This is a genomic window from Methylobacterium trifolii, assembly GCF_022179685.1.
Lineage (GTDB): Bacteria > Pseudomonadota > Alphaproteobacteria > Rhizobiales > Beijerinckiaceae > Methylobacterium > Methylobacterium trifolii.
In genome coordinates this window covers 1-14,598 of sequence record NZ_BPRB01000309.1, presented here as the reverse complement: position 1 = coordinate 14,598, position 14,598 = coordinate 1, and the positions used below count along the sequence as shown (strand labels likewise).

The 14,598-nt window shown below is 68.2% G+C and carries 14 protein-coding genes and 1 pseudogene; 10 read left to right on the top strand and 5 right to left on the bottom strand.

The window, feature by feature from the left end:
- The 7 genes and pseudogenes from COGEMETH_RS22910 to COGEMETH_RS22880 form a co-directional block, all read left to right on the top strand.
- Positions 1–104 (top strand): annotated as a pseudogene (locus COGEMETH_RS22910) (cupin domain-containing protein); the annotation flags it as partial.
- A 222-nt stretch (positions 105–326) separates the two neighbouring features.
- A complete protein-coding gene (locus COGEMETH_RS22905; RefSeq protein WP_238184987.1) occupies positions 327–1,361 on the top strand; it encodes an ABC transporter substrate-binding protein in 1,035 nt (344 codons plus the stop codon).
- 13 nt (positions 1,362–1,374) lie between these two features.
- Complete coding sequence (locus tag COGEMETH_RS22900; RefSeq protein ID WP_373875423.1) at positions 1,375–2,274, top strand: ABC transporter ATP-binding protein; 900 nt, start codon at positions 1,375–1,377, stop codon at positions 2,272–2,274.
- Positions 2,271–3,143, top strand: coding sequence for an ABC transporter permease (locus tag COGEMETH_RS22895; protein ID WP_238184986.1), 873 nt, complete (start codon positions 2,271–2,273; stop codon positions 3,141–3,143). Before COGEMETH_RS22900 ends, COGEMETH_RS22895 begins: the two co-directional genes overlap by 4 nt.
- 29 nt (positions 3,144–3,172) lie before the next feature.
- Positions 3,173–4,516 carry an LLM class flavin-dependent oxidoreductase gene (locus COGEMETH_RS22890; RefSeq protein ID WP_238184985.1) on the top strand — a complete coding sequence of 448 codons (1,344 nt, stop codon included), beginning with the start codon at positions 3,173–3,175 and terminating at the stop codon, positions 4,514–4,516.
- The gene (locus COGEMETH_RS22885; RefSeq protein WP_238184984.1) at positions 4,513–5,838 is read left to right on the top strand and encodes an LLM class flavin-dependent oxidoreductase; all 1,326 of its coding nucleotides are present in this window, start codon (positions 4,513–4,515) and stop codon (positions 5,836–5,838) included. The genes COGEMETH_RS22890 and COGEMETH_RS22885 overlap by 4 nt, the downstream gene beginning before the upstream one ends.
- Before the next feature lie 126 nt (positions 5,839–5,964).
- On the top strand, positions 5,965–7,326 hold the full coding sequence (locus COGEMETH_RS22880) for an LLM class flavin-dependent oxidoreductase (protein WP_238184983.1): 1,362 nt from the start codon (positions 5,965–5,967) through the stop codon (positions 7,324–7,326).
- A gap of 56 nt (positions 7,327–7,382) precedes the next feature.
- Here the strand turns inward: COGEMETH_RS22880 and COGEMETH_RS22875 are convergent, their stop codons facing one another.
- The 4 genes from COGEMETH_RS22875 to lanM form a co-directional block, all read right to left on the bottom strand.
- Positions 7,383–7,877 carry a hypothetical protein gene (locus COGEMETH_RS22875; RefSeq protein WP_238184982.1) on the bottom strand — a complete coding sequence of 165 codons (495 nt, stop codon included), beginning with the start codon at positions 7,875–7,877 and terminating at the stop codon, positions 7,383–7,385.
- 133 nt (positions 7,878–8,010) lie between these two features.
- Positions 8,011–8,805 carry a transporter substrate-binding domain-containing protein gene (locus tag COGEMETH_RS22870; RefSeq protein ID WP_238184981.1) on the bottom strand — a complete coding sequence of 265 codons (795 nt, stop codon included), beginning with the start codon at positions 8,803–8,805 and terminating at the stop codon, positions 8,011–8,013.
- Positions 8,806–8,908: 103 nt separating this feature from the next.
- Positions 8,909–9,262: a cupin domain-containing protein gene (locus COGEMETH_RS22865; RefSeq protein WP_238184980.1), complete on the bottom strand. Its 354-nt coding sequence runs from the start codon at positions 9,260–9,262 to the stop codon at positions 8,909–8,911.
- 132 nt (positions 9,263–9,394) lie between these two features.
- The gene (gene lanM / locus COGEMETH_RS22860) at positions 9,395–9,814 is read right to left on the bottom strand and encodes a lanmodulin LanM (protein WP_283215041.1); all 420 of its coding nucleotides are present in this window, start codon (positions 9,812–9,814) and stop codon (positions 9,395–9,397) included.
- Positions 9,815–10,424: 610 nt separating this feature from the next.
- Here lanM and COGEMETH_RS22855 point away from each other — a divergent pair.
- Genes COGEMETH_RS22855 through COGEMETH_RS22845 form a run of 3 tightly spaced genes read left to right on the top strand, consistent with a single transcriptional unit; the run spans position 10,425 to position 12,969 of the window.
- Complete coding sequence (locus COGEMETH_RS22855) at positions 10,425–10,655, top strand: hypothetical protein (RefSeq protein WP_238184979.1); 231 nt, start codon at positions 10,425–10,427, stop codon at positions 10,653–10,655.
- Positions 10,652–12,061, top strand: coding sequence for a replicative DNA helicase (locus COGEMETH_RS22850; protein WP_238184978.1), 1,410 nt, complete (start codon positions 10,652–10,654; stop codon positions 12,059–12,061). The genes COGEMETH_RS22855 and COGEMETH_RS22850 overlap by 4 nt, the downstream gene beginning before the upstream one ends.
- Positions 12,058–12,969, top strand: coding sequence for a DUF1376 domain-containing protein (locus COGEMETH_RS22845; protein WP_238184977.1), 912 nt, complete (start codon positions 12,058–12,060; stop codon positions 12,967–12,969). Before COGEMETH_RS22850 ends, COGEMETH_RS22845 begins: the two co-directional genes overlap by 4 nt.
- 416 nt (positions 12,970–13,385) lie before the next feature.
- On the opposite strand, the gene COGEMETH_RS22840 is transcribed toward COGEMETH_RS22845, so the two are convergent.
- On the bottom strand, positions 13,386–13,712 hold the full coding sequence (locus COGEMETH_RS22840) for a hypothetical protein (protein ID WP_238184976.1): 327 nt from the start codon (positions 13,710–13,712) through the stop codon (positions 13,386–13,388).
- Positions 13,713–14,598 lie beyond the last annotated feature (886 nt).

Below are 14,598 nucleotides of genomic sequence, written 5' to 3'. Positions count from 1 at the left end.
TGCGCTCCGACAACGAGGCAGTCGTGGTCAACATCACCGATGTCGACCCGGTCGAGCGCCCCGAGACCGTCCACTGGGTCGATCCGATCCACAAGCACCCGTGAGGCGCGAAAGGCCGGGCGACGCCGCGGCATCGCCCAGCCTGCGCCACTGTTGTGCAGCGCGATAGAAACATCCTCTTCCCATGCCGCCGATCGAGAGACGTAATGTCCATCTCGATCGAATTGGCTAAAACAACGTTCTCGTTGACGGCGCCCGTGTAAAAACCCAGACTCCGGCGCGGATTTCGGCAGCCCTGTGCCGTATATCTGAAGCAAAGGGTCGACATGACGGGCACGCGACGCAGGCTGCTTTCGCGCAGGCAGGCCGCCGTATTTTTCGGAAGCCTGGCGCTGGCCGGAGCCGTCGCAGGCCCCTCCGCGGCCGCGGAGGGGCGGCTGCGCATCGCCAGGCAGTTCGGTGTCGTCTACCTGCTGCTGAACGTGGCCGAGGACCAGAAGCTGATCGAGAAGCACGGCAAGGCCGCCGGCATCGACATCACGGTCGATTACGTGCAGCTCTCGGGGGGCTCGGCCGTCAACGACGCGCTGCTCTCGGGCAACGTCGAGGTCGCGAGCGCCGGGGTCGGCCCCCTGTTCACGCTCTGGGACCGCACCCGCGGCCGGCAGGCCGTCAAGGGCGTCGCCTCCCTCGGCAACTTTCCCTACTACCTCGTCAGCAACCGGCCCGAGGTGAAGACCATCGCCGATCTCGGCGAGAAGGATCGGATCGCCGTGCCCGCCGTCGGCGTCTCGGTGCAGGCGCGGATCCTGCAATGGGCGTCGGCCAAGCTCTGGGGCGACAAGGAGTTCGCCAGGCTCGACAGGATCAGCGTCGCCGTCCCGCACCCGGAGGCGGCCGCCGCCATCGTCAAGGGAGGCACGGAGATCACCGGCCATTTCGGCAACCCGCCCTTCCAGGAGCAGGAACTGGCCGGGAACCCGAACGCGCACATCGTCCTGAACTCCTACGAGGTCCAGGGCGGCCCCGCCTCCTCGACCGTCCTCTACGCCACCGAAGGGTTCTACAAGGACAGCCCGAAGACCTATGCGGCCTTCGTCGATGCCCTCGACGAGGCCGCGAAGTTCATCACGGCCGACCCCGAGAAGGCGGCCGACATCTACATCAAGGCGAACGGCAGCAGGATCGACCGCGATCTCCTGCTCAAGGTGATCCGCAACCCCGAGGTCGCCTTCAAGATCGCGCCGCAGAACACCCTCGGCCTCGGGCAGTTCATGCACCGCGTCGGCGCGATCCGGAACGAGCCCAGGACCCTCGAAGACTACTTCTTCGTCAACCCGCGCGTCGCCGCGGGCAGCTGAGCGGGCGCCGCGCATGACCCTGGTCGCCACACGCGAGGCGCTGGCCGCGACCGAGCCGGGGCGGGCCGCACCGTTCTTCCGGAGGCGGCCGGACGCCGTGGCGTCCCCGCAGGTGCCGGAGGACATGGACGCGCCGCTCCTGAGCGTCCGCGGCGTCAGCCTCGAATACCGCACGCTGGAGCGCGTGGTCCGCGCCACGCACCGCGTCGATTTCGACGTGTACGCGGCCGACCGCTTCGTCCTGCTCGGCCCCTCCGGTTGCGGCAAGTCCACCCTGCTCAAGGCGGTGGCCGGCTTCCACAGGCCGGTCGAGGGCGAGATCCGCCTCGGCGGCGTGCCCGTGCGCGAGCCGGGGCCGGACCGCATCGTCGTGTTCCAGGAATTCGACCAGCTGCCGCCCTGGAAGACGGTGGCGCAGAACGTCGCCTTTCCCCTCAGGGCCGCCGGCATCGTCGGCCGGCGGGAGGCCGAGGCGCGGGCGCGCCACTACATCGACAAGGTCGGCCTGTCGCGGTTCGCCGACAGCTACCCGCACCAGCTGTCGGGCGGCATGAAGCAGCGCGTGGCCATCGCCCGCGCGCTCGCCACGCAGCCGAAGATGCTCCTGATGGACGAACCCTTCGCGGCGCTCGACGCGCTGACGCGCCGCAAGATGCAGGAGGAGTTGCTGGCTCTCTGGGACGAGGTCCGCTTCACGCTGCTGTTCGTGACCCACTCCATCGAGGAGGCGCTGGTGGTCGGCAACCGGGTGGCTTTGCTCTCGCCCCATCCCGGCCGGGTCCGCAGCGAGGTCAACAGCCACGATTTCGACCTGACGAGCATCGGGAGCCGCGATTTCCAGGCGGCCGTCCAGCGCCTGCACGACCGCCTGTTCGACACCGACCCCGCGCTAGCGACGGCCGGCGCGCGATGAACCAGCGCGTCCTGCCGCCGATCCGTCCGGAATACGATCGCGTCCTCGCACCCTTCGTGGACGTGCCCGTCGAGCGCATCCTCCCGCTCTCGACGCGGCTCTGGCAGCAGGGCTGGCTGCGCAAGGGCCTGATCCTGGCAGCCCTCGCCCTCCTCTGGGAGGGGCTCGCGCGCTGGACGGACAACGACCTCCTGCTGCCCGGCTTCCTCGCCACCCTGTCGGCCCTGGCCGAGGGCCTGGCCAACAGCGAACTCCTGGACCGCGTCCGCATCTCGCTGGTCGTCCTGGGGCAGGGCTACCTGTCCGGCATCGTGCTGGCCTTCCTGCTGACCACGCTGGCGGTCTCGACGCAGTTCGGCCGCGACCTGCTTTCGACGCTGACGGCGATGTTCAACCCGCTGCCCGCGATCGCGCTGCTGCCGCTCGCGCTCCTGTGGTTCGGCCTCGGCTCCGGCAGCCTCGTCTTCGTGCTGATCCATTCGGTGCTGTGGCCGATGGCGCTGAACACCTATGCCGGCTTCCAGGGCGTGCCCGACACCCTGCGCATGGCCGGGCGCAATTACGGGCTGAAGGGCCTTCCTTACGTCCAACAGATCCTGATCCCGGCTGCATTGCCGGCGATCCTCTCCGGGCTGAAGATCGGCTGGGCCTTCGCCTGGCGCACGCTGATCGCGGCCGAACTCGTCTTCGGCGCCGCCTCGGGCAAGGGGGGCTTGGGCTGGTACATCTTCCAGAACCGGAACGAGCTCTACACCGACCGGGTCTTCGCCGGCCTCCTTATGGTCATCGCGATCGGGCTCGTCGTCGAGACCGTCGTGTTCGCGTCGATCGAGCGGGTGACGGTCCGGCGCTGGGGCATGGTCCGCTGACACGTGCGCGGCTTACGAGACAGGACACCTTGAGACAGGACACCTTGCGCCTCGGCGCGTTCTTCTACGCCACCGGCCACCACGTGGCAGGCTGGCGCCACCCGTCGAGCGAGGCCGATGGCGGGCTGAACCTCGAACGCTACGTCGGCTGGGCGCGGCGGGCGGAGGCCGCGAAGTTCGACCTCGTGTTCCTCGAGGACGGCACCGGCATCCGCGATTCGAACCTGCGCTCCAGCGAGCGGACGGCGCGCTCGGCCCATTTCGAGCCGGTCACGCTGCTGTCGGCGCTGGCCGCCGTCACCGGCCGGATCGGGCTGGTCGCCACCACCTCCACCAGCTTCAACGAGCCCTACAACGTCGCCCGCCGCTTCGCCTCCCTCGATCACCTGAGCAATGGCCGGGCCGGCTGGAACCTCGTCACCTCCACCACCGACGCGGAAGCCGCCAATTTCGGCGGCGACGCGATCGCCCTCCACGCCGACCGCTACGCGCGGGCCGAGGAGTTCGTCGACGTGGTGCTGGGCCTGTGGAACACCTGGGACGACGGCGCGGTCGTGATCGACCGCGCGAGCGGCCAGTTCTCGAAGCCGGACGGCTTTCGCCCGCTCAACCATCGCGGCACGCATTTCGAGGTCCGGGGACCGCTCAACATCTCGCGCACGCCGCAGGGCCAGCCGGTGGTGGTGCAGGCGGGCTCCTCGGGACCGGGCAAGGACCTCGCGGCCCGCACTGCCGAGGTCGTCTTCACCGCCAACCAGACGCTTGCCGAGGCCGTGGCCTTCACCGGCGACCTCAAGGACCGCCTGCCGCGGTTCGGCCGCACCGCCGACGACCTCAAGGTGATGCCCGGCCTGTTCCCCGTCGTCGGGCGCAGCGAGGCGGAAGCCCGCGAGAAATTCGAGGCGCTGCAGGACCTGATCGACCCGGTGGTCGGTCTCGCACTGCTGGAGCGGATGGTCGGCGGCTTCGACCTGTCGGGGTTCGATCCCGACGGGCCGGTGCCGGAACTGCCGGAGGCCGAGGGCGCCAAGTCCCGCCAGCAGCTGATGTTCGATCTCGCCCGCCGCGAGGGCCTGACCCTGCGCCGGCTCTACCTGCGGATCGCGGGCGCCCGGGGCCATTCGCAGATCGTCGGCACGCCCGCGCAGATCGCCGACGAGATGGAGGAGCGCTTCCGCGCGGGCGGCGCCGACGGCTTCAACATCATGCCGGCGACGCTGCCCGGCGGCCTCGACGACTTCATCGAACTGGTGCTGCCGGAACTGCGCCGGCGCGGCCTGTTCCGGACGGAGTACCAGGGCCGGACGCTGCGCGACCATCTCGGCACCCGCCCGCCCTTGGGCTTCGGGCCGGCAGGGAAGGAACGGCCATGAGCCGGGCCCGCCGCCTGCATCTCGGGGCGTTCATGCGCCCGCTCGGCATCCACACCGCGTGGTGGCGCTATCCTGGCGGATACCCGGACGCCAACTTCAGCTTCACGCATCTGGCGCATTTCGCGCAGCGGCTGGAATCGGCGAAGTTCGACGCCTTCTTCATGGCCGACCACCTCGCGGTGATGAACATGCCGATGGCGGCCCTGCGCCGCTCGGCCACCGTGACCTCGTTCGATCCGCTGACCCTGCTGCCGGCGCTGGCCGTGCTGACCGAGCGCATCGGCCTGATCGCCACGGCGTCGACCACCTACAACGAGCCCTACCACGTCGCCCGCAAGTTCGCCTCCCTCGACCACATCTCGAAGGGCCGGGCCGGCTGGAACCTCGTCACCTCCGGCAATCCGGACGAGGCACACAACTTCGGCCGCGACGCGCATGTCGACCACGCCACCCGCTATGCGCGGGCCCGCGAGTTCTTCGACGTGGTGACCGGCCTGTGGGATTCCTGGGCCGACGACGCCTTCCTCATGGACCCCGAGAGCGGCCTGTTCTTCGACCCCGAGCGGATGCACGTCCTCGATCACCGCGGCGAGTTCCTGACGGTGAAGGGGCCGCTCAACGTCGCCCGGCCGGTACAGGGCTGGCCGGTGATCGTGCAGGCCGGCGCCTCGGAGGCCGGCCGGCAGATCGCCGCCGAGACCGCCGAGGTGGTGTTCGGCTCCGGGTCCACCCTGGAGGCGGCGCGAACCTTCTACGCCGACGTGAAGGGCCGCATGCCGGCGCTCGGGCGCGACCCCGACCACCTCAAGATCCTGCCCGGCGCGTTCGTGGTTCTGGGCGAGACCGAGGACGAGGCGAAGGCCAAGAAGGCGCGGCTCGACGACCTCGTCCATCCCGACAGCGGGCTCGCCAACCTCTCGGTGCGCCTCGGCGTCGACGCCTCCGGGTTTCCCCTCGACGCGCCCTTGCCCGAGATCCCCGAAACCAACGCCAGCAGGAGCGGGCAGGCGCAGATCTTGGACTATGCCCGCAGGACCGGCGCGACGGTGCGGGAGCTCGCCCGCAAGGTCGGCGGCTACGGCGGCCTTCAGATGGTGGGGACCGCAGCCGCGGTCGCCGACCGGATGGAGGAATGGCTGGAGAGCCGCGCCTGCGACGGCTTCAACGTGATGTTCCCATTCGTGCCGGAGGGCCTCGACGACGTGGTCGACCGGCTGGTGCCGGAACTGCAGCGGCGCGGCCTGTTCCGCCGGGACTACGAGGGCACGACCCTGCGCGACCATCTCGGCCTGCCGCGGCCGGGCAACCGCTTCTTCCCCTGAGGCCTCGGCCGGGCGAACCCGGTTCACCCATCCGCGCCGAGCGCATCATCGGGACTTCATCGCCCTTTGCGCGAGGCTGCTTGCGAGCCTCGGCGTCGCGACGGGCGCCGATCGAAGGACTTGTCCATGACGCGTCGCCTCCATCTCAACCTGTTCCTGATGGCGCGGGGCCATCACGAGGCCGCTTGGCGGCATCCCGACAGCGTGAAGCATGCCCTGACCGATCTCGATCTCTACATCGAGGCCGCGGCCATCGCCGAGGCGGCCAAGTTCGACGCCGTCTTCCTCGCGGACGCGCTGGTCGCGTCGAACAACGGCGCGCCCGGTTCCACCGGCACGCTGGAGCCGTTGACGGTGCTGTCGGCGCTCGCGGCCCGGACGCGGCGCATCGGCCTCATCGGTACGGCCTCCACGACCTACAGCCTGCCCTATACGCTGGCCCGCCAGTTCGCATCGCTCGACCACCTGTCCCAAGGTCGGGCGGGCTGGAACATCGTCACGTCCTGGCTGCCGCTGGCCGGCGCCAATTACGGCCTGGCCGAGGACGTGTCCCATTCGGATCGCTACGCGATCGCCGAGGAGTTCGTGGAGGCCGTCGATGCGCTCTGGCGGAGCTTCCCGGCGGACGCGATCCTCGACGACCGCGAGAGCGGGCGCTTCGTCGATCCGTCCCGCGTGAAGCCCGTGAACTACGCGGGCTCGCACGTCAGGACGCGCGGTCCGCTGAACGTGCCCGCCAGCCCGCAGGGCCGCCCGGTCTACGTGCAGGCAGGACAATCCGAGACGGGACGCGCCTTCGCGGGGCGCTGGGCCGAGGCGATCTTCACCGCCCACCTGACGAAGGAATCGGCACGCACCTTCTATGGCGACGTGAAGGGTCGCGCGGCCGCCTACGGGCGGCGACCGAACGACATCCTCATCCTGCCGGGTATCAGTGCTGCGATCGGATCGACGAAGCGGGAGGCCGAGCGGGTCTGGGAAGAGCTCGACGCACTGACGAGTGCGGACGTCGGATTGTCGCGCCTGTCGGCGCGTTTCGGCGGCCACGACTTCACGAGCGTCCCACTCGACAGACGGTTGACGGCTGGGGACTTTCCCGATCCCGAGAAGGTCGAGGCTTCGAAGAGCCGGGCCATGGGCTATTCCGACATGGCGGTGCGGGAGGGGCTCACCCTTCGCCAGCTCCTGCGCAAGCTGGCCGGCGCGCGCGGCCATTTCACCGCCACGGGAACACCGGAAGAGGTCGCGGACGTGGTCGAGGACTGGTTCCGGACGGGCGCCGCGGACGGGTTCAACGTCATGCCGCCGATCATGCACAGCCAGTTCACGCTCTTCGCCGAGGAGGTCGTGCCGCTCCTGCGCAAGCGTGGCCTGTTCCGCGAGGATTACGAGGGCGCGACGCTGCGGTCGCATTTCGGCCTGCGGGACGTCTCGGAGGCCCCGCCGCTCGCGCGCTCAGGAACCGGGAAGGCGGCCGCGGTCCCGTAGACGCGGCGGGACGTATTCGGCGTCGGCAGGCTTCGCCATCACGCCGCACAGGCTCGTCATCGCGGGTCTCTCGGTTTCGGGCTCGGCAGCCGCAACCCGGCAACCGCCGATGACCACCTCACAAGAGGTCCCGCCTGCGACAGGACTGGGAAAGGCGCTTCGGCGGGCACCCTCGCCAACGTCGAGCCACACCACGCCAGGGAACACGATCCTCCGAGGTGGTGGACGTAGCCCGTGATCGAGGCCGCGGCACAAGATGCGGCCAGGTCCAGGCTGACCAGGCGCGTGGTCGGATCGACAGCCCCGACACGCGGACCGCGGATGTTTGGGTCCTGCTGCTCCCATGCAGCGAGCACGGCATTGGCCGCTTCGACGATGTCGGCCGTGGTGCCTTCGGAGAGTTGCGGACGGATCGCCTCGACAAGGCGCGTCACGACGGTCTGCTCGACCTGGGGACTAGTCACCCCCGTGAGCTGCCGGCTGTAGGCCTCGAGGACGTTCTCGGCGATCGTCCGGGCGGCATCGTCGATCTCAGGCGTGTCCTGTTGCATTTGGCGGCCCCTCGATCTGCCCGGAAGGCGGATCACGCGCGTGGATGTAGGGTGGGAGCGCGACAAGTCCGCAGGCGGCACCCCTACCAAGGCCGCGGAGCCCTCGAGGAGCCGTGGCCGGCGTGCCCGCGCGTCATGGCGCGACAGCGTCGCCCCGGAACCCGCGCTCGTCGAAGATCCGCCGCACCAGCCCTGACTTCTTCGCCTCCGCCAGCCACGCGGTCACGTAGGCGAGGGCAATCGGCCGGCCCTTCGGCAGAGCAACCGCGACCTGCGTCTGCTGGAAGCCGCCGTCGACGATGCGCGAGCCCGGCACCTGGGGCACGATCGGCTGCAGCGTGTCACGCGACAAGGCGAAGGCATCGGCCTGTCCCATCCGCATGCGCTCGACGGCCTCGGCCACCGACGGCACGCCGACGGGCTGCGTCTGCGTCAGGGTCCGTGCCGACGCCCGGATCGTTGTGGTGCCATCGATCGCGACGACCCGGATGCCCGGTCGGTCCACCTGCGACACGTCGGCGATGCCCGATGCAGCGGTCGCCAGATAGGTACTCTCCAGGTCGTAGTAGCCCGGCCCGAAGTCGATCACCTGCCGCCGGGTTGCATCGACCGGCATGTAGCTGATGTCGATCGTCCCGGCCTGGAGTGCAGTGGCCGCGGCCCCCGAGTTCGGAAACAGCGTGACGGCGAGAGGCAGGCCGAGCTCCTGTGCGATGTCGGCGCTCAGGTCGGCCGTGACGCCTTCGGGCTTCCCGTCCTTCGCGTGACTGACGAAGATGAGGCCGGCGGTCGGCGCTTCGATCAGGCCGACGCGCAGCGTGCCGGTGGGTGCAAGTTCGGCTTTGACGGCGGCATCCTGCGCGGCGCCCGGCATCGTCGCAGCGGCGAGGACGGCAATCGCCGAGGCGAGCGTGTGGACGAGCGACATGCGGCGGTGATCCTCGAATGCGCCATGAACTGCACTGGGTGGACAGGTCAACGCGCAGCGGCGTGCCGTCGACCGGGGCCCCCAAGATCAGGCCGGTCTGCCATCAGGGCGCTGACTCCTGCAACGGCTTACCCTTGTCGACCACGTAGACCGACAGGATCTTGACCGTCCTGTCGCCGACCACCGTGTATCCTGCGTGCGGCACGCCCCGCTGGTTGATGCCGCGCTCGCCGACAGGCCGTTCCTTCGGCTCCTTGCCGGGCATCTGCACCGTGCCCCCCTCAATCACGTGGAAGGCCTCCTCGCCGTTATGAAAATGGCGGGGTGAACGCGCGCCCGGCGGAAACTCGACGAGTTGCATGACGATCTCTTTGTCCGCGTCCCCCGATACCGGGGAACGCCCGATCTCGGTGCGCTTCACCTCCTGCGCGGCCGCGTTGCCGGCCAAAGCCATCATGGCCGCCGCCCCGCTGAGTACGAGACGGGATCTCCGGATGCACGATGCCACAGGCGTCCTTCCTTTTCGGCAAGGATGGCACGGCGCACGCGGGCTTGGAATAGCCGACCGCCGCCCGGTCCCGCGGGACGGCTACTTCAGCAACTGCATCAGGCTCCTGCCGGCGGCGCTCTTCAACTCCTTGGCGTCGAGCTTGCCGTCGTTATCGGGATCGGCCGCTTTGAACCGCTGCTCCACGAGGGCGAGGTACTCCTTCTTGTCGAGGGTGCCGTCGCTGTCGCCGTCGCCCGCCTTCAGATCCTTGCGGCTGACCCGGCCGCCGAGCTCCTTCGTGGTGAGGGTCCCGTCCTTGTCCGTCTCCAGCTTCTCGAATGTCGCCTCGGCCGCGGCCTGGGCTTCCTTCAGGTCGATGGTGCCGTCGTTATCCGTGTCGACCATCTTCATGGTGCGTTCGGTGCCGGACGACTTCGCCCAGGCCGGAGGGGCGAAGGCTGTGGAGGTGAAGGATGCGGCTACGGCGAGGGCGGCCAGCAGGTTTCGACAGGGGTGCATGACGGGGGTCTCCGGCTCTGACGATGCAGCAGCCAAAGAGCAGCTCGCCGACGGCAGTTCCCGTCTCGGCGATCACGAGAGCACGATTCGGTAGCGTTTTCAGAGCGCGGATGACGGCATGCAGCCAGCTAAAGACGGGGTTCCATCATCGCGGTGCGCTGCCTCCCAATCCGACCCGGCCGATCGCTCTCCACACGCCAACCAGCCGCACAAATTTCGTCGGTTATGTGAGACAGCTGTGTGAAACGATGGCCAAAAGCACGCTAAGTGCTTGATGCTGCTGGCGCTCCCAAGGGAAGCGCAGGAATACAGACCAGAACAAGCACTTAGCGGAAGGTTTGGGGGGAATCTGCCCCATTGATCCGCAAGGGGTTTCAGACGTCAGCCCCAACCCTTCAGGCCATCCATCAAAAGGAAACGCCGTCGCGGGGGTGAAGGCCCGCAACGGCGCTAGAAAGAGCAGCTCTCGGGGGAGAACTGATTCGGAGGATAGGGCAGGGCGCCCGACCCTGACAACCCGTCTCGTGGCGCTGATCGACCGCGAGGGCATGGTCCGCGGCGTCTTCCACCAGCCCGCCGAGGCGCGCGCCTTCCTTCAGGGAGGCAGCTTATGAGCGACCTCCGCACGATCGCTACCGTCCGCAAGAACAACAGCCAGGAAGTCCGCGTCAGGGCCATCGTCAACGACGGCTACGCCCTGATCGACGTGCGCGTGTTCGCAGCGCCCCGCCACGGGGGAGGGGAGCCCCATCCGACCGCCGCCGGGATCTGCCTCGCCCGGTCGAAGCTCTCGGCCCTGATTGAGGCTCTGCAGGCCGCCGAGCGGGAGGTGGCGCGATGATGTCGGCCACTCCCGCCGTCACCCCACCGAGCGCCATCGAGACCGAACAGGCCTTGCTCGGAGCCATCCTGATCAATCCGGAGGCCCTGGACCGCGCGCGCGATCATGTCGTCGCCGCGGCCTTCTACAACGACGCCCATCGTCAGATTTTCCAGGTTATGTGCGACCGCCGGGATGCCGGGGACGCCATCGACTGGAAGCTGCTGAAAGCCGTCCTCGGTGACGTCGACCTCGGCAGTGGTGTCAGCCTCGGTAGCTATCTCGCGAAGCTGGTCTCGGAGGCGATCACGGTGGTCGGCGCGCCCGGCTATGCCCGGATGATTGCCGAGGCCGCACGGATGCGGACGGTGCTGGATACCGCCCTGGCCGCTGTCGCCCGCATGACGGACGGCTCCGTTCACGACCCGGCAGGGTACGCCACTCACATGATCGAGGCGCTGGACGAGGTCGCGAGTTCCCGCCTTGCGGAGCACGCCCGCCGCGTCACCCTCGGCCACAGCGTGACCAGCGTCCTCGCCAGGGTAGACCAGGTCCGCCAGGGCCACGCCCCCCGTGGCGTGCCCTACGGCCTGCCGAAGCTCGACGGCTACACCCTCGGCATGCGCCCGAGCCAGTTCATCGTGCTCGCCGGCCGGCCCGGCATGGGCAAGACGACGGTGGCCCTCCACATCGCCCTGACGGCGGCCCGGCGCTCCGGCGCGGTCGGGTTCTTCTCCCTGGAGATGGGCGCCGAGGAACTCTCCGAGCGGGTGCTCGCCGCTACCGCCTACGATCCGCGCGAGCCTGAGCTCATCACCTACCGCGCCATCGCTGAGGCCCGCGGCCTGTCGCCGGACGCGATGAGCCGCCTGCAGGAGGCCGAGCGGGCCTGCGCCGGCATCCCGCTCTGGATCGAGCCGCAGGCCGCCCTCACGCTGGCGCAGATCGCCGCCAGGGCGCGGCAGATGCGGATGCGGGCCGAGCGCCAGGGCATCCCGCTGGCCGCCATCATCATCGACCACATCGGCCTCATCCGCCCATCCAAGCGCTACCAGGGCAACCGCGTCCAGGAGATGACGGAGATCTCCTCGGGCCTGAAGGGTCTGGCCAAGGAACTCGGCATCCCGATCGTCGGCCTCTCACAGCTCAACCGCGAGGTGGAGAAGCGCCAGGACAAGCGCCCGCAGCTCGCGGACCTGAGGGAATCGGGATCGATCGAGCAGGACGCGGACGTCGTCCTCGGCCTCTACCGCGACGCCTACTACCTGGAGCACAAGGCCGACCGCACCGACGTCGAGGAAGACCGCCTCGCCCGGTGCCTGAACGAGCTTGAGATCGAGATCCTGAAGCAGCGCTCGGGTCCGACGAGCCGCATCACCTGCTTCTGCGATGTCGCCTGCAACGTGCTGGCGGAGGCGGCGCGATGAGTTCGCTCCCGACCATGCCGGTGGGCGTCGACCGGCACATCGCCGACACGGCGCACATGACGAACGAGGAGGCCGGCGCCTACTTCCGGCTGCAGATCTTCGCCTGGCGCTCGCCGGGTTGCTGCCTGCCGGACGACGACGCCCGGTTCGCTCGCATGCTCGGGACCACCCTGAAGCGCTGGGCCGTCCTGAAGCCGATCGTGCTGGCCAATTGGACCCTCGAAAATCGTAATTGGCGCAACGAACAGGTCGCTCGCGAGCACGCATTCGTCAGCGGAAAAGTCGAGAAGAAACGCGCCGCCGGGAAGCTCGGCGGACGGCCTAAGGCATTGGAATTACAGGATCAGGCCGAAGCATCAGGTTCTGCAATTGGAAAGCAGAACGAAAGCGAACCGAAAGCAGCTAAAGCTAAAGCTAAAGCTAAAGAATCCCCTATAGTCCCCACGGGGGACGAGCCCGAAGGCTTCGCCGAATTCCGGTCGATCTACCCGAAGCGGAACGTCGCCTTCCCGACCACCCTTGCCCGGAAGCGATGGCTCGACGCCCGAAGACGAGGGATCGACCCGGCTGAGATCCTGGCCGGCGCCAAGGCCTACGCCGCCGAGCAGGAGCGCATCGGCAAGGCCGGCACCGAGTTCGTGAAGACGGCCGACGCCTGGCTGCATCAGCAGCGCTGGCGGGACTATCCGCCCAAGGCCGAGGAGCCTGCCGCCGTGGCCGACGTGCCGGACGACGTTTGGCGGGATCGGGTGCGGTCCTGGAAGACGCGGGGCGGCTACTGGCCCTGGCAGCGGTGCGAGCCGCCCAACGACCCGCAGACGAAGGTTCCGCGCCACATCCTCGACGAGTTCGGCCTCGGGCCCGACCAAGGCCGCCCGGCGCTCGCCCTGCTGACGGGGACAGGCTGATGGGTAGCCCCGAGAACTCGGGCCTGAGCCCGGCCGGCGAAATCTCGGCCCATCAGGATCAAGGGCTTAGCTGCTGCAGGCCCACTCCCCCGATCCAGGGAGCAGCGATCGATGCATCCCCCATGTCAGGGGACCAGCGTCGCAGCCCTGAGAAGTCAGGCCTCGCGAGATCACCTGAAATCTCAGGCCATCCGGCACCGCCCTCGCAGCCCGATGAGTTTTACGACGTTCTCGTAAAACCCCTGGCTCAGCGCCCTATCCGCCGACCGGTGCAAAATTGCGTTGCCCTACGCGACGGCCCGGTGAGCTCGAAACGTCTCCGTTGCCTATGGGACGTGTACCGTGCATCCGGCAGCCCGGCTTCCCGCAAGCCGTTGATTTCACGATTTATTCGGAGGATTCCGAAGGTGGGCGGCTCAGATGCCTATGCTCGCTGCCCCTGCCTCGGCAGCCTGCCTGACCGTCGCACCTTCGCGCAACGCACCCGCAACGGCAGCGGAAGCCGTGTCGAGCACCTCTGCGCGGGTGTCGCCATAGTCGCGATTGGCGTCTCGGTTAGATCTGAAGCTTGCCTGATAGTTGTCAGGAAAACTCTGATCAATCCTAGACTTAAGCATATTCATGGCAGAATTGAAGTCGGCCGAAAAGTCGCGTCCCGAGTCTGGATTTGTGCTGTTCGCGGCGCGGCCCTGCGGAGAGCTGGACCGACTAAAGAAGTGCTTGAGCGATCTCAAGAAGCTCATGAGGTGTACCGTCTCGCGGCTGTGGGCCACGGCCTGAACATCACAGCAGCGTATTGGTTCCTAGCCCTGGGATGGGGAATCCACCCGGCGAAAGAAACCCTGGCCGCCAAGAGTTCCGCGACTCAACCGGCGAGAGTGCGCGGGTCTACTCCGCTTGTGTCGCTGGGGATCGAGGCAACGGCCTCGGCGTGTGCGGCCGGCTGGACCGCCACGGCTGTATCCGGTCGCGGACGGTCGGGCACTCGGCCAGCTGCGCGGGCGTCATCTCGCGGACTGTCCTCGCCCTATCGAGGTGAAGAGGCTCATCGAGGATTGCGTATCGAACTCTGCCCCTTTGCCGATACCGCGCCGGCGGCCGAGCTCGCGGCAGCAGCATCAGAGCGGTGAACATCAGCAGGCACATCAGCCCGATGGTGACGGTGCCCCAGGACGGAGCCGGCGCCACCATCATCGTCACCAGTCCGCCGAGCGCGATGGCGGCCGCCATGATTGGAGCTGGGTCGACATTCCGAGCCATACCCGAGCATTCGTCTCGGACGTTGCGACCGGATGAAATCGATCGGTTGCATTCTCCGCGATCCCAAGCATTTCACACGAAGCACACGCAATAGAGGATCTCGCGTTGCACAAATACCGACCGCCAGCACCTTTGGAACACCTGCCTGATCCGAGGAGCCATGACCAGCAGAACGCATGACTGCGTACCGGTGCAAAATTGCGTCGGTCCGCATCGAGGGGGAGGGGGCCTGCGAAGTCCCCGACCTAGGGGAGCCCTAACCGCACAGGGTCCCATTCGCAGGTTTTATCCTGATGGGTGTTTTTGAGGGGTGCGGAGTAGTGCGGACTCCGCAGCCTCTAGGTTGATGGCTTAGAGCGTGTTATGAAC